This is a genomic window from Nostoc sp. T09, assembly GCF_002154695.1.
Lineage (GTDB): Bacteria > Cyanobacteriota > Cyanobacteriia > Cyanobacteriales > Nostocaceae > Aulosira.
In genome coordinates this window covers 17,329-41,171 of sequence record NZ_MTAV01000192.1, presented here as the reverse complement: position 1 = coordinate 41,171, position 23,843 = coordinate 17,329, and the positions used below count along the sequence as shown (strand labels likewise).

Annotated in this window: 20 protein-coding genes and 1 pseudogene; 10 read left to right on the top strand and 11 right to left on the bottom strand. The window is 40.9% G+C overall.

Going from position 1 to position 23,843, the window contains the following annotated elements:
- Positions 1-46: 46 nt before the first annotated feature.
- Together BV372_RS30245 and BV372_RS38490 are read right to left on the bottom strand one after the other, a co-directional pair.
- Positions 47-916 carry a DUF5895 domain-containing protein gene (locus tag BV372_RS30245; RefSeq protein WP_086690512.1) on the bottom strand — a complete coding sequence of 290 codons (870 nt, stop codon included), beginning with the start codon at positions 914-916 and terminating at the stop codon, positions 47-49.
- 356 nt (positions 917-1,272) lie between these two features.
- Positions 1,273-1,500 (bottom strand): annotated as a pseudogene (locus tag BV372_RS38490) (hypothetical protein); the annotation flags it as partial.
- Positions 1,501-1,526: 26 nt separating this feature from the next.
- Between BV372_RS38490 and BV372_RS30240 the strand changes: the two are divergent.
- Together BV372_RS30240 and BV372_RS30235 are read left to right on the top strand one after the other, a co-directional pair.
- A complete protein-coding gene (locus BV372_RS30240; protein ID WP_086690510.1) occupies positions 1,527-1,730 on the top strand; it encodes a type II toxin-antitoxin system HicB family antitoxin in 204 nt (67 codons plus the stop codon).
- Positions 1,727-1,954, top strand: coding sequence for a type II toxin-antitoxin system HicA family toxin (locus BV372_RS30235; RefSeq protein ID WP_086690508.1), 228 nt, complete (start codon positions 1,727-1,729; stop codon positions 1,952-1,954). The genes BV372_RS30240 and BV372_RS30235 overlap by 4 nt, the downstream gene beginning before the upstream one ends.
- Positions 1,955-1,972: 18 nt before the next feature.
- Here the strand turns inward: BV372_RS30235 and BV372_RS30230 are convergent, their stop codons facing one another.
- Positions 1,973-7,690: an alpha-2-macroglobulin gene (locus BV372_RS30230; protein WP_179198287.1), complete on the bottom strand. Its 5,718-nt coding sequence runs from the start codon at positions 7,688-7,690 to the stop codon at positions 1,973-1,975.
- Positions 7,691-8,108: 418 nt separating this feature from the next.
- Here BV372_RS30230 and pbpC point away from each other — a divergent pair, with 418 nt between their 5' ends.
- The 4 genes from pbpC to BV372_RS36790 all read left to right on the top strand — a co-directional run bounded on the left by pbpC (position 8,109) and on the right by BV372_RS36790 (position 11,452).
- Entirely contained in the window at positions 8,109-10,442 is a 2,334-nt protein-coding gene (gene pbpC, locus BV372_RS30225; RefSeq protein ID WP_086690506.1) for a penicillin-binding protein 1C, read from the top strand.
- 39 nt (positions 10,443-10,481) lie between these two features.
- Positions 10,482-10,799 carry a DUF433 domain-containing protein gene (locus tag BV372_RS30220; RefSeq protein ID WP_086690504.1) on the top strand — a complete coding sequence of 106 codons (318 nt, stop codon included), beginning with the start codon at positions 10,482-10,484 and terminating at the stop codon, positions 10,797-10,799.
- Positions 10,796-11,143, top strand: coding sequence for a DUF5615 family PIN-like protein (locus tag BV372_RS30215; protein ID WP_086690502.1), 348 nt, complete (start codon positions 10,796-10,798; stop codon positions 11,141-11,143). Before BV372_RS30220 ends, BV372_RS30215 begins: the two co-directional genes overlap by 4 nt.
- Positions 11,144-11,287: 144 nt before the next feature.
- Positions 11,288-11,452 (top strand): hypothetical protein, encoded by a 165-nt coding sequence (locus BV372_RS36790; RefSeq protein ID WP_179198286.1) that lies wholly within the window; start codon positions 11,288-11,290, stop codon positions 11,450-11,452.
- Here the strand turns inward: BV372_RS36790 and BV372_RS38020 are convergent.
- The 4 genes from BV372_RS38020 to BV372_RS30200 all read right to left on the bottom strand — a co-directional run bounded on the left by BV372_RS38020 (position 11,449) and on the right by BV372_RS30200 (position 13,708).
- Positions 11,449-11,673, bottom strand: coding sequence for a hypothetical protein (locus BV372_RS38020; RefSeq protein ID WP_256973547.1), 225 nt, complete (start codon positions 11,671-11,673; stop codon positions 11,449-11,451). The genes BV372_RS36790 and BV372_RS38020 overlap by 4 nt on opposite strands.
- A gap of 68 nt (positions 11,674-11,741) precedes the next feature.
- Complete coding sequence (locus BV372_RS38015) at positions 11,742-12,044, bottom strand: hypothetical protein (RefSeq protein WP_256973546.1); 303 nt, start codon at positions 12,042-12,044, stop codon at positions 11,742-11,744.
- Positions 12,045-12,542: 498 nt separating this feature from the next.
- On the bottom strand, positions 12,543-13,037 hold the full coding sequence (locus BV372_RS30205) for a host attachment protein (RefSeq protein WP_086690500.1): 495 nt from the start codon (positions 13,035-13,037) through the stop codon (positions 12,543-12,545).
- 221 nt (positions 13,038-13,258) lie between these two features.
- A complete protein-coding gene (locus tag BV372_RS30200) occupies positions 13,259-13,708 on the bottom strand; it encodes an orange carotenoid protein N-terminal domain-containing protein (protein ID WP_086690497.1) in 450 nt (149 codons plus the stop codon).
- A gap of 361 nt (positions 13,709-14,069) precedes the next feature.
- Between BV372_RS30200 and BV372_RS30195 the strand changes: the two genes are divergently transcribed.
- A complete protein-coding gene (locus tag BV372_RS30195) occupies positions 14,070-14,309 on the top strand; it encodes a hypothetical protein (RefSeq protein ID WP_086690495.1) in 240 nt (79 codons plus the stop codon).
- Here BV372_RS30195 and BV372_RS36785 read toward each other — a convergent pair.
- Complete coding sequence (locus BV372_RS36785) at positions 14,284-14,430, bottom strand: hypothetical protein (protein ID WP_179198285.1); 147 nt, start codon at positions 14,428-14,430, stop codon at positions 14,284-14,286. The two genes, BV372_RS30195 and BV372_RS36785, sit on opposite strands and share 26 nt — an antisense overlap.
- A gap of 65 nt (positions 14,431-14,495) precedes the next feature.
- Between BV372_RS36785 and BV372_RS30190 the strand changes: the two genes are divergently transcribed.
- Positions 14,496-14,894: a hypothetical protein gene (locus BV372_RS30190; RefSeq protein ID WP_086690493.1), complete on the top strand. Its 399-nt coding sequence runs from the start codon at positions 14,496-14,498 to the stop codon at positions 14,892-14,894.
- On the opposite strand, the gene bchH is transcribed toward BV372_RS30190, so the two are convergent.
- Both bchH and BV372_RS30180 read right to left on the bottom strand, forming a co-directional pair.
- On the bottom strand, positions 14,874-18,569 hold the full coding sequence (bchH, locus tag BV372_RS30185) for a magnesium chelatase subunit H (protein ID WP_086690491.1): 3,696 nt from the start codon (positions 18,567-18,569) through the stop codon (positions 14,874-14,876). The genes BV372_RS30190 and bchH overlap by 21 nt on opposite strands.
- A gap of 84 nt (positions 18,570-18,653) precedes the next feature.
- The gene (locus tag BV372_RS30180) at positions 18,654-20,264 is read right to left on the bottom strand and encodes a hypothetical protein (protein ID WP_086690488.1); all 1,611 of its coding nucleotides are present in this window, start codon (positions 20,262-20,264) and stop codon (positions 18,654-18,656) included.
- A 478-nt stretch (positions 20,265-20,742) separates the two neighbouring features.
- Here BV372_RS30180 and BV372_RS30175 point away from each other — a divergent pair, with 478 nt between their 5' ends.
- On the top strand, positions 20,743-21,684 hold the full coding sequence (locus tag BV372_RS30175) for an N-acetylmuramoyl-L-alanine amidase (protein WP_086690486.1): 942 nt from the start codon (positions 20,743-20,745) through the stop codon (positions 21,682-21,684).
- A gap of 242 nt (positions 21,685-21,926) precedes the next feature.
- Entirely contained in the window at positions 21,927-23,003 is a 1,077-nt protein-coding gene (locus BV372_RS30170) for a peptidoglycan-binding protein (RefSeq protein WP_086690484.1), read from the top strand.
- A 14-nt stretch (positions 23,004-23,017) separates the two neighbouring features.
- On the opposite strand, the gene BV372_RS30165 is transcribed toward BV372_RS30170, so the two are convergent.
- On the bottom strand, positions 23,018-23,602 hold the full coding sequence (locus BV372_RS30165; RefSeq protein WP_086690482.1) for a hypothetical protein: 585 nt from the start codon (positions 23,600-23,602) through the stop codon (positions 23,018-23,020).
- Positions 23,603-23,843: the final 241 nt, after the last annotated feature.

Here is a 23,843-nt window from a genome sequence, read left to right as displayed (position 1 = left end):
GACTAAGTGTGGTTTCTTTCTCCCCACACCCCAGTCCCCTCATCCCCTAATAAGGCGGATAACCAAAATCATCTTCATCAGCGTAAACATAAGAACTGGAAACACCCGCCATTTCCATTTTAGGTGTTTCTATTTTCACAGCTTCCTTACCAAATTCTTTGTGTTCTTCAAAAGTCTTACAAATTATTGTAGACTCAGGCGAATCAGAAGCTATTAAGTATTGTGTTAATGTTCCAACTGTCGGATGTTTGAAATCCACAGTAGAAGCAACCAAAACTGTATTTGGTTCTATGCCTCTTTCTTCACACTCAATGATGGGAGAAAAAATTCCGTGAGCATGGAATAGAGGACCTTTGGGTGACACAGCTTGCTTTCTATATGCCGCATAGGCCCTTTCTAATTCAGCAACAAAACCACTAACAACTTTACCTTGTTGATATTCGCAGTAGGTTTTGCTGAAACTTGCCCCAGCTGCACCATTAAGAGTTAATTGTAGTGGAGTTTCATGTAAAAACTTTTTATTTTCTCCTACTAAAAAAATCAAATACCGAGTGAAAGTTTTAAATTTAAGTTTATCTGCTAAAAAAGCATCGTAATTTTCTTTAAGTGTACCCAATTTCAGCCCAGTTTCTCTATCTTTGACAGATAGCGGTCCGCGACGTACTATCACTAAGTTTGGAGTACTAGTAATAAATACAGTTTCGGCTCCGGAGCTAAATTCATGCTCTACCTGTTGCCAATTATCGTCTGGCTGAAAGCCAACAGCATGGGCATTATCCAGCTTTACTGCCAAACCATAAGATTGGATACCATCTGTGCCATACCGAGGATTAATCATCTGACACCAGGGAATGACTTGAGAAGGGGGTGCATTAAATTTCTCGTCCTCAAAGTCGAACTTAGCAGATGCTTTCATCGTTTTAGGCTATCCAAGTGTTGTGCTAAATAAGTGTATCAGTAGTCAAGAGTTAAGAGTCAAGAGTCAAGCCTCAAGGGTCAAATCTTAATTTTGAATTCTTTGTCCCCCTTGCTTCCTCGTTCATACTTTACCAAATAGTAATACTTTTGTACCACTTATTTTATATATAGCAATCCGATTTGATTACTGAAATTATTTACATAGGGAGGGAACAGGGAACAGGGAACCGGGAACAGAGAAGAAGGAATAAAACTGTACTGAGTTTTTTTCAAAAATCAAATATGAGTCCTATATTAGGTAAATCCTAAAGTAGATTTTAACAACCGCTTCCCCTTGTCCGTGTCCCCGCGTCATCATCTGTTGCCTCTTTTTGGAGAATTGGTATTATTTCTCTCCTCTAATATCAGTGTAGACTCAGCCGCACGCCCAAATTCTTCTGGTGCATATTGCAAATGAACTTCCGCACCAGGCCAGAGGAATTTACCGGGGGTAACAGAACGTACTAAGTAATGCAGGCTATAAACTCCTGGCTCGAGGTGGTCGGCGTAGGCGATAATGCGATCGCCATAAATGATTAAAAATAGAGAAGTAAGTTCATTACCAAATTATGAAACTCAAAGTTGTATTAGAACCCAGTGATGAAGGTGGATACACCGTCTATGTTCCCTCGCTTCCTGGATGTATTAGTGAAGGAGAAACTGTTGAAGAAGCATTAGAGAATATCCAAGAAGCAATCGAACTCTATCTTGAGCCATTGGAAAATGAATTGAGTACTCAAGAGGGAGTAATTATTAGGGAATTGGTACTGTGAGTAAAGTTCCTATTTTACCTTACACTCAGATTATTGCTGCTTTAGAACGGGATGGATGGACAGTTGTACGCCAGCGAGGTAGTCACATTAGGCTAGAAAAAACCTGGCCAGATGAAGTTTTGAAATTGACAGTTCCGGCTCATCGACCAGTTAAGCGTTCTACTCTAGCCAAGATTTTAAAGCAGGCTCGTATAGACCTGGAAAGATTTTTAGATTTGTTGTAGCCAGAGATTACATAATTGTTACTTACTCTCCTCCAATATCAATGTAGACTCAGCCACACGCCCAAATTCTTCGGGTGCATATTGCAAATGAACTTCCGCACCAGGCCAGAAGAATTTACCGGGGGTAACAGAACGCACTAAATAATGCAGGCTATAAACTCCTGGTTCGAGGTGGTCGGCGTAGGCGATAATGCGATCGCGGTAAATATTTTTAAACCCAAGTTGCCAACTATCGGCTTTTGCTTGTAATGCTGCTGTTGTAGTTTGGAAACTTGCATCAACTGCTTCTAATCCTGCTGGTAGGGGATCTGTAATGACCACATGATCTACCGGATGATCGCTAATAATTTCTAAACCAATATCAAACACTTGTCCTGGTGTTAAAGTTAAGGGTTTATCAAAGGCGTAAAGTCCTAATTTTTGCAGAACTTTTTCTTCACCGACTTTCTGTATTTCTCTGGTAACTCGTAAACCGTTAAACTTTCCTGGTTGATTTCCTTGCAGGCGGTAATTATAAGCAACCAGATAATGTAATTTACCTCTACCTGATTTTTGCATAACTAAATCGTGACGACCACGAGGTAATTGATCCATTGGTACGTTTAGCTGCAAGCTAGGATTACTGTAGCCTTCAAAGCGATTTTCTCCTAACTTTTTACCAGCTAATTGTACAGAGGTAACAAAATTAGGTGGAGTGGGTTGTAGTTGACTATATTCTACTAAGGCTGTGAGTGCTTGGGCGTTGTTATAACTAGTTTGCCATGTGCCATTTCTTCGTTGTGCTAGCAAACTCTGAAATAATTTATCTACTACTTCCGGTTTAGCTTTGTTGGCAATAAATAGACGTAAAGCTTGCGCTTGTGCTGTTGTTGAGGAACTCATCCATCCCCAACTATTGGGTAGGCTAATAGCTGCTGTGCGACCAGTTTCATATATATTTTGTTGTAACTGGTTCAACATGGTTTGCGATTCGTCTTGCCATTCGGGAAATTGGGATAAGTACCGCGCTAGTTTGATTTGATTAACTAGATCAAAATTATTGCGCTGTTGATAAATATCTGCTAAGAAGCTATTGCGTTTATCTCCCAATTCTGCTAATGCTATCAATGCATTGAGTTGCAGTTGATTTTTACAAAGTTGCTGTTTGCAAAAGTCGTATTGTCCGGGGTTAGCGAGGACTTTCTGTAAATAACCCTTGAGGCGTGAAAGCATTCTAGAATCAATCAAACCGGGGAAGGCTTGATTTGCTTTAGCTAAAGATTCTGCTGCATAGGAAGACACCCAAGGATCGGATTTTTCTTGTCCTGGGTAAGAAGCAAAACCACCATCGGCTATTTGGAGTTTTTGCAGTTGTTCAGTTGCTAGATTTGCTTGTTGGTTGGTGTTGAATTCTGCAAATGTCTGTCCATATTTTTGTGACAGCGTTTGTAAATTCGCTGCAATAATTAACTGACTGGCTGCTGGTTCTGCGAATGGTAATTCATTATCAGCTAAAACTTGTTTGGCTGGTGCTTTAATTTCTGGTACTAAGGTACTCGCCAGTTGAATATTTAAACCTCCCGCATCTGGGAAGGTATTTTTATCGACATTTAATGGAATCTTCGTTTGCTTTTCGGTGATTCCTGTTTCCACAACTTGTTCGGTAATTTCTAGCGGCTTAATTTCTAGAGGTACTTCAAACGCATCGGTTGCATTATTTAACTGCGTGGTGAAGCGAACTTTCCCAACTCCTACATTCTCCGCCACCATTGGGAAGCGATAAGCTTGGGTAGCTGGTTCGGCTTTGGTTTGTAAATTTGTAGCGGTGGGGTTTTTATCAGCAAATTTTACTGTACCGCCAAGTTCACCGTTAATTGAGAGATTTCCGCTATTTCCAGTGTTGTTGGTGACTGATAAACCTGCGAGGATGCGATCGCCTGGACGGGCAAATTGTGGCAAGATGGCATTAGTCAGCAATGGTTTGGTAGTGATAAATGTGTTATCGCCATTGCCAAAACGCAGATTTCCATCGGTAGCCACAGCCATGACTCGCCATGTGGTTAAGTCATCGGAGAGTTTAAATGTGATCTGTGCTTTACCGCTAGCATCAGTAACCACAGAACCATTGTAGTAAGCTAAGGCTTGGAAATCTGTGCGGACGCGGGTATTAGCTGCGCCTGATGACAAGCCACCGCCGTAACCCCAGCCTTTGGGTTTGGGGATATCTTGGGGTTGAATGACGACATCAGGACGATTATCACTAAAACGAGTTGCGATCGCTTGTTCGGCGTATACTGTATTTACCAAATCTGGCGGACGATAACCAGATAGTTGCAGTACCGCTTCATTTACCACCATGACTGTAAATTGTCCTGGGGTGGGGATATCTTGATTATCCGTGAGTTCTAGTTGTAAGGTTTCCTCTGCACCAGGTTCTAAAGATGCTTGCAGTGGATTAACTTGCACCTTTAAATATTTATTCTGCAAGTTGACTTTAAATGGTGCAAAACCAATTTTCACTAATTTATCTAAACTTCCCGGTTCCACTTCATTAAGTGGTGCGCCTTGTCTAACTAACACAGCTTGTACTGCTGCATTAGGTAGCATTTCTGGCGTAACTTCAAACTGAATTTGTGGTGCGCCTCCCTTGACTTTGATAATCTGCTGATAGAGAGGTTTGTCTTTAATAACTGCAAAATATAATTCTGCTTCTGGGTAGGGAGATTGAATCAGTGCGGTTGCAGTTTCACCAGGTTTAAACTCTTTTTTATCAAGTTTAACTTCGAGGCGGTCTTCTTCTGGAGAACCCCAGAATACTTGATTGTTTCCAGTTACCCAAATTTGTAAATCTGTGGCGCTTAATTCGTCTTTTGTATCGCTAAAATTTGCTCTAATTCTGTAGGAACCTGATTCTTTAGGTGTTAAATTTACAGATTGAGGATTACTAGCAGATGTCACTTCTGCTTGTCCCACCGTCTTATATTCAACTTGATTTTTTGGTGTGCGGCTACCTTCTACTAACTTAGTGACACTACTATATTTGATCTCTTGTAATTCCAGCCGCAGCCGTTGACCTGCGATCGGTTTTCCTGTAGGGTCAGTAACAATAGCTTCTATAGAAAACGGTTTACCAGCATCAGCAACAAAATTACTTTTTAAACCGATGAGGCGATTAGTTGGTAAGGCGGTAAAGGTTTGCGAATTCGCCACCGATAAATTAGAAACATCTGCAACTTGCACATCTACCCGATAAGTCATTGGGTATGGTAAATCCTTCGCTACCCTCAGAGTTTGACTGCTTCTACCGTTCTCATCTAGTTTAGAATTTGCTTGTAATACATCGCTAGTTAAAGTTGGGCTTTCTTCCGGCCAGAACCATTGTCTACCAAAGCTAAATTCTTCCCAACCTTTAGGAATAAAATTAGCTTGTTGGCGCGTGACAAAATATTTAGCTTCGCCTCCTTCTACAGGCGCACCAAATAGATAATTACTAGCAGCTTTAGCATTCACTTCCTCGCCAATTAAGGCAAATTCTTTATCTAAATTCAGTTCGACTTTAAAATTAGGCGGTTTAAATTCAGCTAGCCGAAACTCTCCAGAAATTTCTTGTCCAGCTTTCCCTTTAGCCTCGACTGTATAATAGCCCAAACGTTGAGCTTTATTAATCGGCAACTCTAGAGAAAATGTACCAAATTCATTGGTTGTCTTTGTGCCTAAATTCGTTTTTTGTCCATCAGGATTAATGAGAGTTATTTGGTAAGCAGTATTTTTATCTTGCTGAATTGTGCCATTTTGTAAGTAATCAGCAAAGCCAGTTAACCAAGCTTTTTCACCTGGTTGATATAACTGCCTATCTGAGAAGATAATTCCTCGTGATTCCGGTTTACCATCTTGCCAACCTGTATCAATCCCATAACCATAAGCACCGCTATATTCTTCCGTACGGGTAAATGCCCAATCTTGATTTTCACGGGCAATTATTAAAAATTCTGGTGCTTTGACAAATCTTTGACTACCAGCAAAACATTGCTGTAAATCTTCTTGTTTAATAATTAAATTACCACTATCATCAGTTTTGCCAGTTGCACAAGGTGAAGCTGATGTGCGAGATTTTTCGTTCAATTTTGATTGATAAATTTCCACAGCCGCAGCTTTTACAGGCGAACCATCGCTTAAATGATGAACGCGAATTAAGCCAGAATCAGGAAACCACTGAGAAAATACACCCAAATTTGTTAATTGTACTAAGCCGTAAGTCGTCGGTTCCCGCCACAGTTCTTTACCATTTTCTTTATATTTATTGGTACGTGCTTGCACTCCATAAGCTAGCATTCCTGTGGGAGAAGATAACTTTTCTTTCAGAGGAATAGTGATATCAACTGATTGATTTTTCTTCCCTGTCACCGGGAAAGTTTGCCATTCAACGGGTTTAGGTAAAAAATTATTCGCATAATTATCGTAAACCAAATCTGTGGGTTGAATTAATTTATAAGCGGCTTTATACTTCGCCTCTGGTAGATTTATCGTATTAATATTTAGCTGTAAATCTTTACCTGAAGGAAAAATATTTAAATCTGAGGGAACCCAAATATCACCAGCTAAATCACCCGTTTCATACTTCACTGTGACAGGTTTACCCAAAGTCTGTCCAAATTTATCTTTGAGATTTCCACCAATAGTAATGTTATAAGTAGTGTCTGGTGCTAGTGCATAAGGATTGATGCTGACAACTCTATCTTCATCACCAATTTGGAAAAGTCTCGGAATATCTTTTGGTGTAGGCTCAATTTTAATATTTTCCCTAGCGGAATCGGCTAATAAGATGTTATTAAATTCTAGCTGCGGACTACCTTGAACAAATCTTCCGTAGGTTCCACCTGCATCTGGTTGTCCATATAAGTTAATTCCTTGAAATGCTAAAGGTGAATAAGTTGCTAATTTACTAGCAAATTCTTTATCACTGGGTAAATTACCATAAGCTGGACGGATACCAGGTGCAAAATTTAAGCGATAACGAGTTGCTTGCGCAAGAGTTTGCTGGGGAATAAGCTGATAAATCCAGTTCTTTACTGAAGGGTCAAATTTTTCTAAGGGATCTTCATTTTCTATCGGCTTATCTTCTTTAGCTAATTCAATTTTGAAGGCAATACCTTGATTTTTTCCTTCAGGAACTAACTGTAAATGTTCTTGAACTGAAGCTGTATCTAGTTCTACATTGGATGTAAATTGTAACTTAGGCTGTACAGCAATCGGTTCAATATCAGCCTTTTCCATCAGATTTACGCCAGGTAAATTCGCCAGCTTAATCGGTTGAGTATTAAAAGTCCAAGCTAAATCTTTATCTAAACGATGATTTTTTAAATCAGCCAAACCAGATTTTAGAGTAACTTGAAATCTTGTAGCTTGTGGTAAAGCTTTATCAGCTTGAAAACCCACCATGCGTGGTGTCAAAAAGCGAAATCTACCTGGTAATGGTGGTATAAGTTCAAATTTTTGCAGTAAGTTTTGCTGTTCTGGACTATCCAGACTTTCCACGGGAATTAACGCTTCTTTAAATCGAATGCGAATTTGGTTGAGTGGTTTCGCATCACCAATTGGGCTAATTTGTTCGATCCAATCTGGTAATTTGGGCGGTGAAAGAGGCGCAACTGTTGGTAGTTGTTCTTTCCCTGAGCCAATTCCAAAAAAATTACACCCTGCTATTCCTAGCATAAGTGTTAACGTAAGTAAGAATTTAATTAAAATTTTAATAATCATAATAGATTTAAAATATATATCTCTCTTCTCTCTGAGTCTCTGCGTCTCTGCGTGAGATTATTATATAGATAACCAATGCAACACGATTGTTCCTAACAATTACTACAATTCTTAACGATAGTAATCGGCTGGGAGTTGTGAGACTTTTTTAAACGAACCGCAAAGGACGCAAAGGACACGAAGAGGAAGAGAAATTTCAGAGAAATTAGAGATTTATATTAAGAAGTATTTACTTTTAACGGGTAATAATAGATAGATTTAAAGCTAGCTTATAATGCTCTACTGCCATTAGCAAATAAATACTAATGACAAATGCCAACTAGATAAAATGAGTTGTTAAGTGTTAGAAATATTTCCTGATTTAACTGCGATCGCTACGTGAAAATTAAAGTAAGTTTCAGGGGTAGAGGATTCGCTGATGAAAAGAACTTCACGTTGGCCGATCCAAATTACGCAAAAAGTTTGGCGTGGGTTGAATCGCAGCAAAAGAGGTAAGGTGATTTTAGCTTTGCTGCTAATTTGTTTGACGGTGCGCTTAATGCCATATTTTGCACCTGTTCGGACTACAGATATTATGCAAAGTCAGTTAGCGATGCAGTTTAGCGATCGCAATGGGCTACCCTTAGGAACTATACTTACCCGCGATCAAGAGCATACAGCAGTAGTCCCATTAGATCGGGTTTCTCCCCAATTTATTCAGGCGATTTTGGCTGCTGAAGATGGTAGCTTTTATCATCATGGGGCGTTGGATTTGAAAGCGGTTGTCCGCGCTGTTAAAGAAGCAATTCATGCGAAAAAAGTTGTGTCTGGTGCTTCGACAATTACTATGCAGTTGTCGCGGATGTTAGATCCTGTTCCCCGCAATCTTTCGGGTAAGCTGCGTGAGATTTGGTTATCTTGGCGGTTAACTGCGGGGATGAATAAAAATGAAATCCTCTCGGCTTACATTAATCGTTTACCAATGGGGGGAAATATCTACGGTGTGGAAGCAGCAGCGCGTACTTATTTTTCTATCCCAGCGAGTGATTTGAATCTTGCTCAAGCTAGTCTTTTAGCAGCTATCCCCAATAATCCCACTTATTTTGATCCTTTAGAGCATTGGGAACGGTTGAAGCAGCGTCAGAAATACGTTCTCAAGCAGATGGTACAGGATGGTTACGTTACTTCCTCATTAGCAGAACGCGCATCGACAGAAAAGGTTGTGTTTCAATCTCGTCAACGGGGAATTATTGCTGCACCTCACTTTTTATTTTGGTTAGCGAGTCAGCAAAGTACTCCAACGCCAGAAGGGGAGGGATTAATCCGCACGACAATCAATCGCCCTTTACAGCAATTTGTGGAAGCACAGGTACAGCAAGTACTTTCTTCTCTCGCGGCGAATAACGTCCATGATGCGGCAGCTTTGGTAATTGACAACCATACTGGGGAAGTATTGGCTTATGTCGGTTCACCCGATTACTTTAATGAAGCCAAACTCGGACGCAATGATGGAGTACAAGCACTGCGTCAACCAGGTTCTACCCTCAAGCCGTTTGTGTATGAGTTGGCGTTAGAAAAAGGTGCAATTCGCCCAAATACAATTTTGGCTGATGTACCTGCTTACTACGCGATTCCTGGTGCAAAACTGTATAGCCCTACAGATTATACTCAAACTTTTCTCGGCCCGGTGCGGGTGCGCGTTGCTTTAGCGAATTCCCTGAATGTTCCCGCAGTCAGGGTATTAGAAAAGGTAGGCGTACCAACTTTCTTAGAACATCTGCGTCAATTAGGTTTTGAACACCTCAATCAAACCCCCGAATATTATGGTTTAGGTTTAACTTTAGGTAGTGGCGAAGTCAGTCTTTGGGAATTGGCTAGGGCTTACGTCACTATGGCGCGACAAGGTGAAGCCACATCGCTGGTAAGTACATTCTCTAACTCTGCAATCCAAAATCCAAAACCTCAAATCCAAAATCCGACAACATGGCAATTAATAGCTGATATGTTGAGCGATCGCCATGCCCGTGCAACTGCATTTGGTGTAGACTCGGTGTTAAATTTACCCTTTCCATCTGCTGTTAAAACTGGCACTTCTTCAAATTTCCGCGATACTTGGACAGTTGGCTTTACTACCGATTACACCGTTGCTACCTGGGTAGGAAATTTCAATGGCGAACCGATGCGCCAGGTATCAGGCGTTACAGGGGCGGCTCCCTTGTGGAATCGCATTATGTTACATCTGCATGAGCATCAAGAACCATCTAGTTTTACACCTCCAGAAGGTTTAGTGCAATTACCCATCTGTGCAATTTCGGGGTTAAAACCTACACCAGATTGTGCTTCAGTGGTGCAGGAATATTTCTATTCAGAAGACAAAATTGCCTATGAAAATCAACAACCAGGCAATTTACCACCAGAATATGATGAATGGTTAGCTAAACAGCAACAATCAACTTTTAATACTAGTAATATTAGGATTTTATCTCCCCATAATGGCGATTTATTTTTGCTGTATCCAGGGGAACAAACAACGCAGAAACTAGAGTTTAAGCTAGTAGGAAAGGCATCTGAACTCGTAGAGTGGCGGTTAAATGGAGAAAAGCTAGCTACAGATTCAGCTAATTCTTTATTTTGGTATCTGCGTCCTGGTAAGTGGACATTGGAAGCAAGAAGCGGGGAAATCAGCGATAAGGTAAGCTTTCAAGTCCAGTTAGCCAGTAGAAAATCCACACGTCGCGGCTTTTCGGTTGTGAATTCTCAGGTGGGTAATTAACGCCGATAATAAAGTGAGGTTATTAAGAACGCACAAATCATGACATTCACGACCACCGAACATAAATACGTACAACTAAATGAGCGTGGTATACCTATCATTGCAGGTACAACCATGAAAGTTGTGGAATTAATTGAAGCTCAGATGGCTTATGGCTGGAGTCCAGAAGAGATTCATTTTCAACATCCTTATCTCTCCATGAGTCAGATTCATTCTGCCTTAGCGTACTACTGGGATCATAAACTCGAAATTGATGCAGATATTGAACGACGTTTCGAGTATGCAGAGCGAATGCGTAAGGAAGCGGGGCCATCACCTCTTGCTGCTAGGCTTCGAGCACAGGGACTTATAAAGTGAGCATTGCACTTTACATGGATGAACACGTCCACCGAGCAATTACAGCGGGTCTGCGTCTACGAGGTGTAGATGTATTGACAGTTCAAGAAGATGAACGGACTGGGTTCGCCGATACCCTCATTCTTGATCGTGCTACCGAACTTCAGCGAGTTATCTTTTCTCAAGATGCCGATTTCTTGGCTGAAGCTGCTCGTCGCCAGAGTGAAGGTCTGAATTTTTCTGGCGTGATTTATGCTCATCAATTGCTGGTTTCTATTGGTGATTGTGTGAGGGATTTAGAAATAATCGCCAAAGCTACCAATCTTGGGGACTTTGCTAATTCTGTCTATTACCTACCACTTTAAATAAGATTATCTTCCCTATAAATGAAGAGATCGCTCTTCGGTGGGATTACTGAAAAATGTAATATATTTCTTCAGAAATTTGCCCTTTTGAAATTGATGTTATAAATTATAGTTCTCAAGTTTTCATTAAAGGTTCATATAACTATGACAAACACACCTACTAGTTCCAAAACACAAGAAAACCGATCTGCTAAGAAGAAACAACAGTCCTTCCCCAAAACAGATATTGGTTCTCCTAAAGTCCCTATCCGCAAAAAGCAGACAAAGCAAGAGCATGAATTACTTAGTGATTGGGAACACGCAAGTTAACCTGTTGCTATTGAATTCCACTTACATAGTTGAGAAGCAATTGTCATGCGAGGGCGATTATATTGATAAAATCCATCAATATCCAACAAAGCATTGCGATCAAGAATCCACTCAATCGTATCTTCTCCATCTTTGGTATTCAGAAAGATGTTTCCTTGGCTAATTGTCAGACCTTTCTCTGAGTCCCAATGAAATGCAGATTCTGCTGATGTACGGCCCATGATATCGCTAAAGCTTCACCTGCGATTCGATTGCCATCAACTTTACCCCGAAGACAAATAAACTGATCTCAATGGGGATAACCGTAATATCCATCAACGCGGTTACCTATTTTGGCGAAGGCGAAACAAACCCCTGCACCATCTCGCCAATCTTGAGGATCGCTTTGAGTACAAAATTGATAGTTCTTATCTGCTAAATCCGCAATTTTATGCCTTCGACTTCGCTCAGGGTCAACTGATTTTGCCACTATTTGAGCTGCAACTTCAAAGCTTTGGGTTGAAGAATATTGACTGCAAGAAATTGGCAAGCCTGCTAATACTAGGGCTAGAAAGACCATACCTATCTGCGAGAGATTGCTTTTATTAAGCATCTTCCCACCTCCAGATTTCTGGAAGGCTCGCACTTTGATGAGATATAGCAATCCGATTTGATTTTTGAAATGATACGTAGGGTGGGCATTGCCCACCCTACAGATACTGGAAGGCTCGCATTTTTATCAGATATCAGAGTGGAACTATGGCAAATTCAAAAGTGACTTATCTTTAAATAGCAGGGGCAGCAGCTACAATCATCAATATCAAAAGTGCCAAAATCAACACAGAAATTTTGACGATTAGATAAGTGCTAAAATCAGGTACTAAAGTATTGTGTAACATTTTTACCTCCATTTGCGTGTCTTTGCCAGACAAAAAACATTTGAGGTTTTATCGGGAAGCTGAAATTGTTTTTTAAGCTCAGTTGCCCTTCAAATCTATTTTCCCTTAAAAATTGATACACCAAATCATAGGTAAACTTTAAGTAACATTTTTTAGCCTACTGAAACTAAGTTGTGATGCATCTAAACTTTGTAGGTACAAATGACCAATGATTAAACTGAAGCTCTTTTGTGTGGTGGTAAAAGTTGTTTACTAGCAAGATACTCATGCAATTCAGAAGGTTTGAGATGGCAAAGCTCTTTTGCTAATTCATGAGTCTTGATATTTCTGGGTAATATAGGCGTTAAAGCTTCTCGAATCAAACCTAATATCCGGGGTTCAGCAATCATCAAAAGCTGTTGAATTTGATGAGCCTGTATGAAATTAACAATCTTAGCAGCGATACTTTGGGTAAAGCGACGTTCAAATTGAATCATTTGATTGTCGCGCCCATCATCATAGCTGTGTGCTTGACCAGCAACACCGCGATTCCGTCCAGTTTTAGTACTTGTCCACAGTTCTTGACCTTGAAGTTCGCTATTAGAACTCAACAAAGCTTCATGTTCGATTAAATTCGGGCCAGACTCATATCCCGATAATTCTGATGGCTTTAAGGTTAAAAAACGTGCTTTCGTACCATCAATCACAGCAACAAGGTATCTATTCATAACAACCTGCTTTCAATGCTGGATTTCTAAATACTAGCAATACTAATGAGCATCTTAAAGCCTTTACTTATAAAGCTTCAAATATAGGTGTACTGCCTGATTACAAAATTTTACAACTGCATCCCGAATTCTTTTGTGAAAGACTCTGCATCTGTTGCCAAGATTTGTTGAATGAATTATTTTTGGGTGAGATATATACTCACCCACGGAACTGAGAACTTTTATAGCACTTGTTTCAAGAAATTTACTAAATCCTCAAGGTTCGGTGTATCAAGTAAATCTAATAGTTCTGTTGACTGCTCCGAAGGTATATAGTCAGCGGGTAAATTAACGATTGAAGTGCCTAAATTTTGAGCTAAATGATACCAAAAACCTAGTTTCAGATCAGTATTCATTGAGGCATACTCTTCAACAGAAATACTTGTTTCTCCCCTTTCCTCTGGGTTAACTAACTGTCGTAAAGCAAATACCTGTTCTGCTTCGGGCAGTTTCTGAATTTGTGCTACTAAATTGCCAGTATTTTCATTGGGTACATCATTCAGCGCGATCGCCGGAATTTCATCAGAAATATCAGTATAAAGTAATGCCAGCGCTGATAGGCGATCGTCTGCATTCAAATTTTTAAATTTTGATACAGCTTGTTCTAAAAAATTGATGTTCGTAGATGTCATAACAAACTCCGATACAATAGTTAAATTTTGTAGCTATAGCTATAGTTGGCTCAAAAAGGTAATTTAATTTCTAAAGTCAAATTGACCGATTCTGCTTGTATCTCTATTCAGGTTATATAGTTGAGTGTGAGCTAGTCACTACAAAAAGATAGAACATTCCCACAAAATTCTCATATTAGAACTAGTCAAAAGATAGATAGAGCCATTGGTTACAGCGTCCAGTCTGCAATGTCTAGGGTGGGCTTTGCCTACGCTAGTCTAGGTAATCAACTAAAATCTCGTTGGTTATACCAATTCTCCAAAATAACCAACAAATGCAAACATTGAAACATCAACTAAATCTGAATTTTGAATTGGGATTATGGCTTCTGGAATTTATGCGATCGCAAACATTGGGCGTTTTAAACTCTTTGTTGGCGATGTCACTAGTATAAAAGTAGTATGGCCTCCAATACTAAAGATGCTCAACAGTGGCACCTATCCTCACACGGCGTTGCAACAAGAGTGGCAGCAAGCCGGACAGTTGCGACGTTTTACATTTCACACTCAAAAAGAAATTGCAGGCGATCGCGATATTATTGGTATTGAACATCTACAATAATCTCAATTTCCCATCCAGTTTTGAGCAAGTATAGTAGCTGCACTTTTTCTTTTATGCTTGCTACTTTTTCCACTAACAGCATCTGCTTGAGTTCTTCTGCACTTTCTGTATCTGCGTCCATCCTCTTCTATCGGCGGTTAATTCTTTCTTGCTATACCTCACCAATGTGGGAATCGCTATAATGCGATGCCTACGGCTGGCTGCGCCTACGCAAAAGCCATTTCGGGAGTCGCCAAAATAGCTTTTGAGACAGCATTTGCTATTTCGGATACTACAATTGCTATTTTTGATGCTACATTTGCCATTTTCGATACTACAATTGCTATTTTTGATGCTACATTTGCCATTTTCGATACTACAATTGCCATTTTCGATACTACAATTGCCATTTTCGATACTACATTTGCCATTTCGGCGATCGCATTTGCCATTTTCGATACTACAATTGCCATTCTTGATGCTACATTTGCTATTTTCGATACTACAATTGCTATTTCGGGAGTCGCCAAAATAGCTTTTGAGGCAACAATTGCTATTTCGGCGATGCTAAAGCAAAGGGTAAATTTATACTGTCACCCCTTCTAACTCTTCATCAGTCAACTCATACAATTGGCGTAACTTATCTAACTTATCTTGTTCGGCTTGCCAGAAACCCCGCCCATGCGCTTCTAACATTCTCCCAACAATATTGCGAAAAGCTTCGGGATTCGCCTTGCGTAATTTTTCCGCCATCTCTGCATCTAAGGCATAGGTATCTGCTGCTTGGTCATATACCCAATCATCAGTAAAATCCGCAGTACCACCCCAACCGATTAACGCCGTCATCCGTTGAGATATTTCAAACGCACCACCAGAACCTTGATTTGCCATCGCTTGCGCCCATTTGGGATTTACCAACTTCGTGCGGTATTCCATCCGCAGTAAATCATCTAAGTTGCGAGGTGTAGTGTCTTTCGAGAAACTTTCCACAAAACTGGTTGTCACCTTCTTACCGCGTTGCTTTTCTGCCGCCTTCTTCAAACCACCGGTATTGGCGTAATATTCCTGAATATCGGTTAAACCATATTCTACCGAATCGATTTCTTGGACAATGCGATCGCTTGTTTTCAATAAAGTATTCAACACCTCAGGCCTAGCCTGTCCCTTATCTTGTCTTCCATAGCTGAACACATTGCGGCTTTGCCAAGTATTGCCTAACTCCTCACCAGATTCCCAGTTCCCATCCACAACTTGGTCATTCACCAAAGAACCAAAATCTCCCGCCGGGTTAGAAAACAATCTTGCAGATGTATTCTCCACCCCTTGCGCCTTTAAAGCTAAAGCGTGTTTTCTAATAAAATTCTGGTCTTCTGATTCCTCAGCATCAGCAGCCCGTTGAAACAAATCATCTAATAATTCGATGATATTCACAAAACTATCTCGGAAAATTCCCGATAGATTTCCTAACACATCAATGCGGGGATGTCCTACCTCAGCCAAAGGTTTTAACTCATAACGAACAATTCTCCCCGTTCCTTCCTTCACAGGTTCAGCACCCACCAATTCTAATAGAATCCCCAAAGATTCACCCTTAGTTTTAATTGCATCCAAACCCCATAACATCACCGCCACAGTCTCCGGATATTTCCCATGTTCTGCTAAATGCTGGGCGATAATTTTTTGCGCAATTTCTCTCCCCCGTTCATAAGCCGCAGGTGAAGGCATTCTATAAGGATCTAAAGCATGAATATTCCTACCCGTAGGTAACACACCAGGCCCATCCCGCAACAAATCACCACCAGGCGCAGGCGGAATATACTCCCCATTCAAACCCCTCAATAAATTCGTCAACTCATCCGTAGATTGCATTAATAAATTGGTTATTTCTTCTTCCTCCTCTTCGCGCCCTTCGCGCCTTTGCGGTTCGTCCCCAAAATAAGCCTCCAAATACCCCGCCAACCTCTCCTCATCCGGTGCTTCCCCCAAAGTATGCAACCCAGAAGAAAACAACCGGCTTTCTAAAACCTGCAAATACTCATACAACTTCACCAAATAGTCATCAAAAACATGGGCACTAAACATCCGCACATTTTCATAACTAAAAGAAATCCCCAACTTCTTCGCATCTGCCAACGGACAATCTGCATCTAAACCAGTGTCCACAATTTTTCGACAAATAGCTTCCTTCAGCGCATAATTCTTTTGCGGGTCTTCCCGATACTCAGAGATTAAATCCCTTAGCGCCAACAACTCCTTATACAAACCAGCACGACCATAAGGCGGGACATTGTGAGAAATTAACACCCCATAACCGCGACGCTTCGCCAAAATAGATTCCGAAGGATTATTCGCCGCATATATATATAGATTAGGCAAATCTCCCAACAAAATATCCGACCAAGAATAACCCGTATTACCCAAAGGCGAACCGGGTAACCATTCCACAGTACCGTGCATTCCAAAATGAACTACAGCATCAGCTTCAAACTCATTTTGTAGCCATTTATAAAAAGCAGCGTATTGAGGATGGGGAGTTAAATCTCGTTCAAACATTAACCGCATCGGGTCGCCTTGTAAACCCAAAGGCGGCTGCACACCTATCCAAACATTTCCTAACTGCACACCCCCAATTTGGAACTCATCACCATAAGTTTTAATTCCCGTTCCTGTGAGAGATTTCCATTGTTTTTCAATGCGAGAAGTGCGGAGATATCCCAACCAATTTTCCAGAGTACGGGCGTTAACGGTAGAACCCCCCCTAACCCCCCCGTGAACGAGGGGGGTTATGACTCCCTCCTTGCTAGCGGGGAGGGTTGGGGTGGGGTTTTCATCCGCTTCCTTCACCCAGCGAATTAACTCTTCCCCATCATCAGGTAAATCTCCTACGCTGTACCCTTGTTCTTTCAGTGCTTGTAGCAACTTCAAAAGACTACGCGGCACATTTAATAATGCAGCCGTACCCACAGCACCATAACCAGGCGGAAACCCATACAAAATAATCGCAATCTTGCGTTCCGATGCAGATTTTTGCCGCAAATTAATCCAGCTTTTCACCCTGCCAATTAATCGCTGTACCCGTTCGGGAACCAAATAAATATCTTCACCCACCAAACCACCAAGGGGAACAGTATCAATCGCCCCATCGAGTTCTGGTAAAGCGTACAATACTACACTTTGCAAACCGCCAATACCTTGGCGAGTCCAAGAGTAAATATCTTGAATTAACAATGGTGCAGCAACAAAATAAGGGACATTTTTAGCTGTAAGAATGCGTTTAGCAACTTCTACCTGTCGCCCTGCTTCCATTGAACCAGCTGGGCCACCCACTAAGGGGAAACCAATTGTCGAAACAACAGCATCCACCTTCACTGCTTCTGGGGAAAGTGAGGGAGTTTCAATATTACCAACTTGTCTTTGCTGAAGTTCGTAGTCGGTTGTCATCCAATCTCTGACAGCCACGTGTCCTTCCACACCGTTAATAAAAATCGGTAAAGGAATTAACCCAGCTGCTTCAAAACGGCGAATTAGTTGGGGAATATATTGTTGTTTAGTAATAACGTGTTTGCGATACAGCAGAATTCCCACAACTGCATTTTGAACTGGGAATTTCTGCCGATACCATTCCAGATATGCTTTTGGCGATTCAAAAAACCCTTGATAGTCTGGATGCAATAGCCCCATGTTGGGAGTTTCCACAGGTGCAGGAATATCGCCAACTTTTAACCCCAAGTATTTTTCTGCCAGTGTCCAGAATAGTGAAGCAACATTTTCTGGCCCGCCAGCATTCCAATAACCATAGATAATTAGCCAGTTGCGTAAATCTTGGACTTTTTGCATTGGCACATATTTGAGTAGTTTCGGCCCTACCTTTAAAAAGCTAATATAACCAGCGAGTTTGTCTTCTTCTCTACCGTTACTAAATTTATCCAGAATGAATTTAACAGGCTTAGGCATACCTTTGGGTTTATCGCCAATGGCAAAGTCACCCAGCTTCGTTAAACTCATCAATTCCAAAGCCGACTCGAATACCAGTCGGATGGGAATTTGGGAGATGCGATCGCGCAACCACAAAACTTGGTCATAATCAAATAGCAAGCTGCCAAAAAATACATCAGCGTCTTGGAGTGCTGCTTCTACTTCCTGGCGCTTGGTGGTAATATCGCGATCGCTAAACACTCGAATATCCAACTCCGAACAGCGAGAGTTAGCGAAAAAAGCTGCTTTTCTGTATAAGTCAGCGTTAAAGGATTCAAACCCAGCAATCAAGACGATGCGTTTCATGCCCGTAAGCTACGAAATATTTCTTTACTTCGATCTTAAACGGGCTGGCAGGCTGATTGCCGAAGATCTTCCTCCTGGCTACGATCAATAATTCCTTTTCAGCAAATTGCTCAAGATATTAAAGTTCTTGTCCAGCCCGCCGACAATATCCATAATATTGATCAAGTTGCGTGGTGGGCGAGAAATCAGCGAATCCACAGCAATCAAGCTTTGGAAATTCACGCGAATTTCACCAGGACGTTCAGTTTTACCATCCTGTTGATAAAACTTCACTCCTGCCAGTTGCATAATCTTAATTAGTTCTTGAGCAATGATGCCATAGCCAATCGTTGTCGGATGTATGCCATCTAGGGAAAATAAACCCCCTTGAGTACGACCATTGGGACCTGAAAGAAAGAAGCGAGAATCAGGTACAGGTGTCAACGCTTGCAGTTCAGGAGGTAATGGGTAAGCACCACCAACTTCGTCCCACCACTCTGGTTTAGCTTCCGGGTCTTGTAAATAACGGCGGGATGCTAACCTATCTAACAATCCCGCAGCATCAAATAAATACCAATCCCTGCCCTCAGTACGAGCCTGGCGCACAGCATCAGTTATATAGTCGTTATACTGGTCGATGGCGCTATCAATTGCTCTGGCTTCCTGTCCTGTGAGGTATGGGTGTTTGTTTGGGTCAAAATCTTGATCGTGTATCCAAGGTAAGGTGTAGTAAGGAAAGTATCGAGAACCTGGTTTCACTTTCTGATCTACCCCACGGGCAAAAGGCACAATCGTAATATGGGGTACTGTACCAAAAATCACATGACGAGCGCGGATTTTTTTAACTTCAGCAACTAACTGGTCAAGTTCTGCCTTAAAGTGAATCGGACGCCAAACAGTGTACTTATCGTTGATATCCATATCGTCATAGCCAGTATCACTCCAAGCAACATTAAAAGTGAGAATACTGCCCAAAGCATTATTACTACCAATGATCACAACCAGCGTTTCAATCCCTTCGGTTTCTGGCGTACCTTCATCAGCTAAAGCTGCGGCTGCTTGTACTGGCGAGAGTGCTACACCATTGCCATCCCGTGCTGAGTTTAAAGTCCGAATCGCCGCCCGGTCATTGTGATACTCAACCATTAACCGGAGATAATCATCCTTTGGCGGATTATTTTTGAGAATGTTGATGCAGATGTCTGCATTACGCGATATGATATTGCGCACATCCCATCCATAAACTGCTAAGTTATGGTTGATCCCTTGTTGAATGGGGAACAGCGAACCTTCACCACGTTCCCAATAGTTTTCATTGACATCTAAGTATTTACGTAGAAATAAGGCAGCACCAACAAACTCTAACGGGTTAATAGTCGGACCAAACTTTTTCTCTAAGTCATGGGCTAAGCGTTCCACATTTAATGGCAATCCATCTTCTGGTCCCTGATAAGTGGGATAGCGGAACTCTCCCCAACCCAATTCTTTGGCAATAATTGCCGGATATGAGAGTTGCGTATTAAATATTGCTCCACTTTGGAAACCTTGTGTAATTGAGTCCCCGACTGCTACCAGCCGATTTTTGGGAGTTCCGGTTTTCGTCACATTAACAGTAATCCCCAAAGTTGGGTCTGTGACGGGTTTGCGTGGTTGCACTGAGATGACCACATCAGGTGGGGTTTTGGCATCTAATATAGAACTGGATAAATTTGTCATGACTGCTTACTGCATTAAGTAACGAACTGAAGACAGAATACTTCGGTTAAGCAAATTTGATCAGTAGATATACATAAATCTCAATTACTAATTTTTTGCCAATCTTCTACCTCATACTCATTTCCTAAATTACTGCAATAAACTATTCTCCCCTGTTCCTCTGCCATTAACCTTAAACTGAACTAGTGTCAGCCTCTGCTTTGAGGCGATGTTAAGTGAAAAAAAGTTTTGTTAAATTACAGGAATTTATTTCCCTCAACTTGTATTTAAAAATTTTTATGTTCAATTTGAGCGACTATTATTTATTTTATGACTTTCGTCAGAGCCAATTTAACAACATTTGTGCTATAAATTTTTTTTAGTCATGGCATTTTTTAAGTTGAAAAATCAATTTTTCTCTGTTCAAATACATAAAAGAGGGTTATAAAAAGATGTCAGACATTTAAACTATTATGAAAATAAGTGGAGGATAACAAAGATGAAATTTGGAGTTGATATCGGGCATAATTGCCCTCCAGACACCGGAGCTAGAGGCATCAAAATTGAGGATAATTTAACCTTAGATGTCGGAAATAGAGTGATAACTAAGCTAAAATCTTTAGGGCATGAAGTCATACCATGTAAACCAGATAGAGCTAGCACAGTAACAGAATCACTTGCTAAAAGGTGTGATAAAGCAAATGCTGCCAGAGTGGATGTTTATGTATCCATTCATTTTAATTCCTTTAACGGGCAAGCAAATGGCACAGAAGTATTTGCTGGTAGCGAAACCAGCCGCAAGATTGCTAAACCAGTATTAGATGAAATCGTCAAATTAGGATTTTTTAGTCGCGGAGTTAAGAGTGGTTCTCACTTATATGTTTTGAGAAATACAAATATGCCTGCGATTCTGGTAGAAGGTTGCTTCCTCGATTCCCAGAAAGATATGAATCTTTTTAATCCAGAAGCACTGGCTAATGCCATTGTCAAAGGCTTAACAGGTAAATTACCAACTACTCCTGTAAACCCAGTACCAGATGAAGAGCAGAATGTAGATACCACTATTCAGAGATTGCAAAAGACTTTAAATCAACTGAAGATAACCGATAAAAATGGTAAACCTTTAGTGGAAGATGGCTTATCAGGTAGCGCCACAAGTTCTGCGGTAGCAAAATTTCAAAAAATTGCTGGGATTTCAGAAACCGGAACTGCTGACAAAGCGACATGGGATGCAATCAACTTGATTTTAGCAAAAAGAATTATTCGCCCAAATCATGCTGGTGGTCCAGTAATTCGGTACTTGCAATATCGTTTAGGAGTTGAGGTTGATGGTGTCTATGGCCCGCAAACAGAGGTGACGGTGAAAAACTTTCAAAAGCAAAATGGATTACTTGCTGATGGAATTATTGGCCCTGCTTCTTGGCAGAAGTTAATTGCTTAGTTATCAGCAATTCATGGCTATAAAAGATTATGCAAGTAAAGTTTTTCTAAATTGCCAATCTGCCAAAATTATGAAAATCATGATTGGCAATTTCATTATTTAAATCTCATGGATTACTAATAAATAGACGGCTTGCAAAGGGACCTGATGTAATAGATAAATGGATAAAAAATTATCATTTCATTTATGTGAATTTATCAAGCTTTTGCAAGAAGTCTATAAGTTTTAACGGAGAGAAATTTATGGCTTTTAATGTCAATTTTTTAAAATTGCCAGTAATAAAACTTGGTTCAGAAGGGCCTGTTGTTCGTGCTTGGCAAAGCTTTTTAAAAGATGCTCAATTTCCAATTAATGTTGCTGATGGTGACTTTGGTAAACAGACCGATCAAGCGACTCGTGGCTATCAACAAAGAAATGGCTTAACTGCTGATGGTGTTGTTGGTAACATGACCTATGTTAAAGCGCTGAATCAGGGTTTGATTTTAAAACTTGACATTTCAGCTAATACATTGCTAGGTTACCTTGGTTTTGGTGAAGCAGAGGTTAAAGATTTACAAGCTTCTTTAAATAAAGCTGGGCAATTAACTCCTCCCTTAAAAGCAGATGGAGACTTTGGTTATACAAGTAGCAAAGGATTAGCCGAAGCATACAAAAAAAGGGATGTACGCTTGCGTAGCGAACTAGAAGAGTCGTTAAGTAATGCTACTAAGCAAAAACTAGGACAGGATTTAACTCCAGCATTAGATATTTTAAACGGCTATGCAAAAATTCAGAGGTTTTGCCTCAGCGGGCCCCATTGGGTTGATAGCTTTCCTACTAGCAAGTTGATTTCTGATTTAGCTTCGCCATTTCGTCAACGAGTAGAAGCATTTCAAAAGGCACTGATTGATGCAGGGTGCCAAGTAATTATTACCGCTACCCATCGTCCTAAAGAACGTGCTTACCTGATGCATTATGCAGCCACCATTGATAGGCAAGACATCGCGCCAAAATATGTACCAAGTATGGCTGGAGTTAATATTGAGTGGGAGCATTACACCAATGCTGGCTCGCTACAAGCTGCCGCAGATATGGTAGAGGCTTATGGAGTTGGTGGTAATCCTGTTTCTTTAAATTCTCGTCATATTCAAAGACTGGCGATTGATTGGAATGTTACATGGAATGGCAAGATTAACATCAGAGATGGTAATGGGCGAATGGTGAGTGTAGGAGATCCAGCAAATGCTGCCCTCAATAGAACTTTATGGACAATAGGTAGTAGCTACGGAGTGTATAAGTTGAGTAATGACCCTCCCCATTGGTCTGTGGATGGTTACTGAGGGCTGACATTTAACTACCCACGATTGCGTTCTAAGAGCAGCATCATCATTAAACTTAACAAAACTTGCTCTTCTTCGCGATCGCTAAGTTGATCGATAGCTTTGATAATAAATCTTCTGGAGAGAAAAGAGGGGATTTTCTCTAAACGCATGACAATTGTGCCATCAGTCCGGCTAACTAAGTAGACTGGGTTGAACACATAACCAGTAAATATCCCCAGAATTGGAATCTCTGCAAATAGAGTATCTGCAACTTTTATCCAAGGATTTTTCTCCTGAATGTTGAGATTGCTAGTATCACCATCAAATATGTCATAGCGTGCACGCCAAAGCGATCGCAATCCTCGCCGTTTGACTGCACCAATGTCCCGACCGTTATTGTCTGTGAAGTTGTAACGTGCCGAAAAGTCAATAATCCGGTCAGCTTTGATGTGGTAGAGGGGACGGGTACGCTCTAGGTCGGCAAAGATGCTAATTGCTTCCTTCAGCTTGAAAAGCTTCTGCTTGACATAGAAAACCAAATTCCCTTGGCTATCAACAATCGATATTTGGGGCGCTAATGCCCAGAATTTGAACTTCAGTTCTAAAGGGTACTGCATAGCTTCAGTGAAAACATCAAGATTGATTCACTTATTTATCCCAGTTATGAGAGCTAATTAACCAGGTGAAGTAATAAAAATGTTGTCATTGCGAGCGAAGCGAAGCAATCCCAACCCTTGCGATTGCTTCGCTTCGCTCGCAACGACTGTAATTATTTTGCGTAGTTACTTATCTGTGTGCATCGGTGTTTATCTGTGGTTCCTTTTAATCTGATTCCGACTTTTCGCCACAAGTATATTA

Excerpts from the sequence above, each read along its gene's own strand:
- BV372_RS30220 (WP_086690504.1), top strand. The coding sequence starts at position 10,482 with ATGACATTCACGACCACCGAACATAAATACGTACAACTAAATGAGCGT.
- BV372_RS36790 (WP_179198286.1), top strand. The coding sequence starts at position 11,288 with ATGACAAACACACCTACTAGTTCCAAAACACAAGAAAACCGATCTGCT.
- BV372_RS30195 (WP_086690495.1), top strand. The coding sequence starts at position 14,070 with ATGGCTTCTGGAATTTATGCGATCGCAAACATTGGGCGTTTTAAACTC.
- BV372_RS30190 (WP_086690493.1), top strand. The coding sequence starts at position 14,496 with ATGCCTACGGCTGGCTGCGCCTACGCAAAAGCCATTTCGGGAGTCGCC.
- BV372_RS30240 (WP_086690510.1), top strand. The coding sequence starts at position 1,527 with ATGAAACTCAAAGTTGTATTAGAACCCAGTGATGAAGGTGGATACACC.
- BV372_RS30180 (WP_086690488.1), bottom strand. The coding sequence starts at position 20,264 with ATGACAAATTTATCCAGTTCTATATTAGATGCCAAAACCCCACCTGAT.
- BV372_RS36785 (WP_179198285.1), bottom strand. The coding sequence starts at position 14,430 with ATGGACGCAGATACAGAAAGTGCAGAAGAACTCAAGCAGATGCTGTTA.
- BV372_RS30165 (WP_086690482.1), bottom strand. The coding sequence starts at position 23,602 with ATGCAGTACCCTTTAGAACTGAAGTTCAAATTCTGGGCATTAGCGCCC.
- BV372_RS30170 (WP_086690484.1), top strand. The coding sequence starts at position 21,927 with ATGGCTTTTAATGTCAATTTTTTAAAATTGCCAGTAATAAAACTTGGT.
- BV372_RS30200 (WP_086690497.1), bottom strand. The coding sequence starts at position 13,708 with ATGACATCTACGAACATCAATTTTTTAGAACAAGCTGTATCAAAATTT.
- BV372_RS38020 (WP_256973547.1), bottom strand. The coding sequence starts at position 11,673 with ATGGGCCGTACATCAGCAGAATCTGCATTTCATTGGGACTCAGAGAAA.
- pbpC (WP_086690506.1), top strand. The coding sequence starts at position 8,109 with ATGAAAAGAACTTCACGTTGGCCGATCCAAATTACGCAAAAAGTTTGG.
- BV372_RS30230 (WP_179198287.1), bottom strand. The coding sequence starts at position 7,690 with ATGATTATTAAAATTTTAATTAAATTCTTACTTACGTTAACACTTATG.
- BV372_RS38015 (WP_256973546.1), bottom strand. The coding sequence starts at position 12,044 with ATGCTTAATAAAAGCAATCTCTCGCAGATAGGTATGGTCTTTCTAGCC.
- BV372_RS30175 (WP_086690486.1), top strand. The coding sequence starts at position 20,743 with ATGAAATTTGGAGTTGATATCGGGCATAATTGCCCTCCAGACACCGGA.
- BV372_RS30245 (WP_086690512.1), bottom strand. The coding sequence starts at position 916 with ATGAAAGCATCTGCTAAGTTCGACTTTGAGGACGAGAAATTTAATGCA.
- bchH (WP_086690491.1), bottom strand. The coding sequence starts at position 18,569 with ATGAAACGCATCGTCTTGATTGCTGGGTTTGAATCCTTTAACGCTGAC.
- BV372_RS30205 (WP_086690500.1), bottom strand. The coding sequence starts at position 13,037 with ATGAATAGATACCTTGTTGCTGTGATTGATGGTACGAAAGCACGTTTT.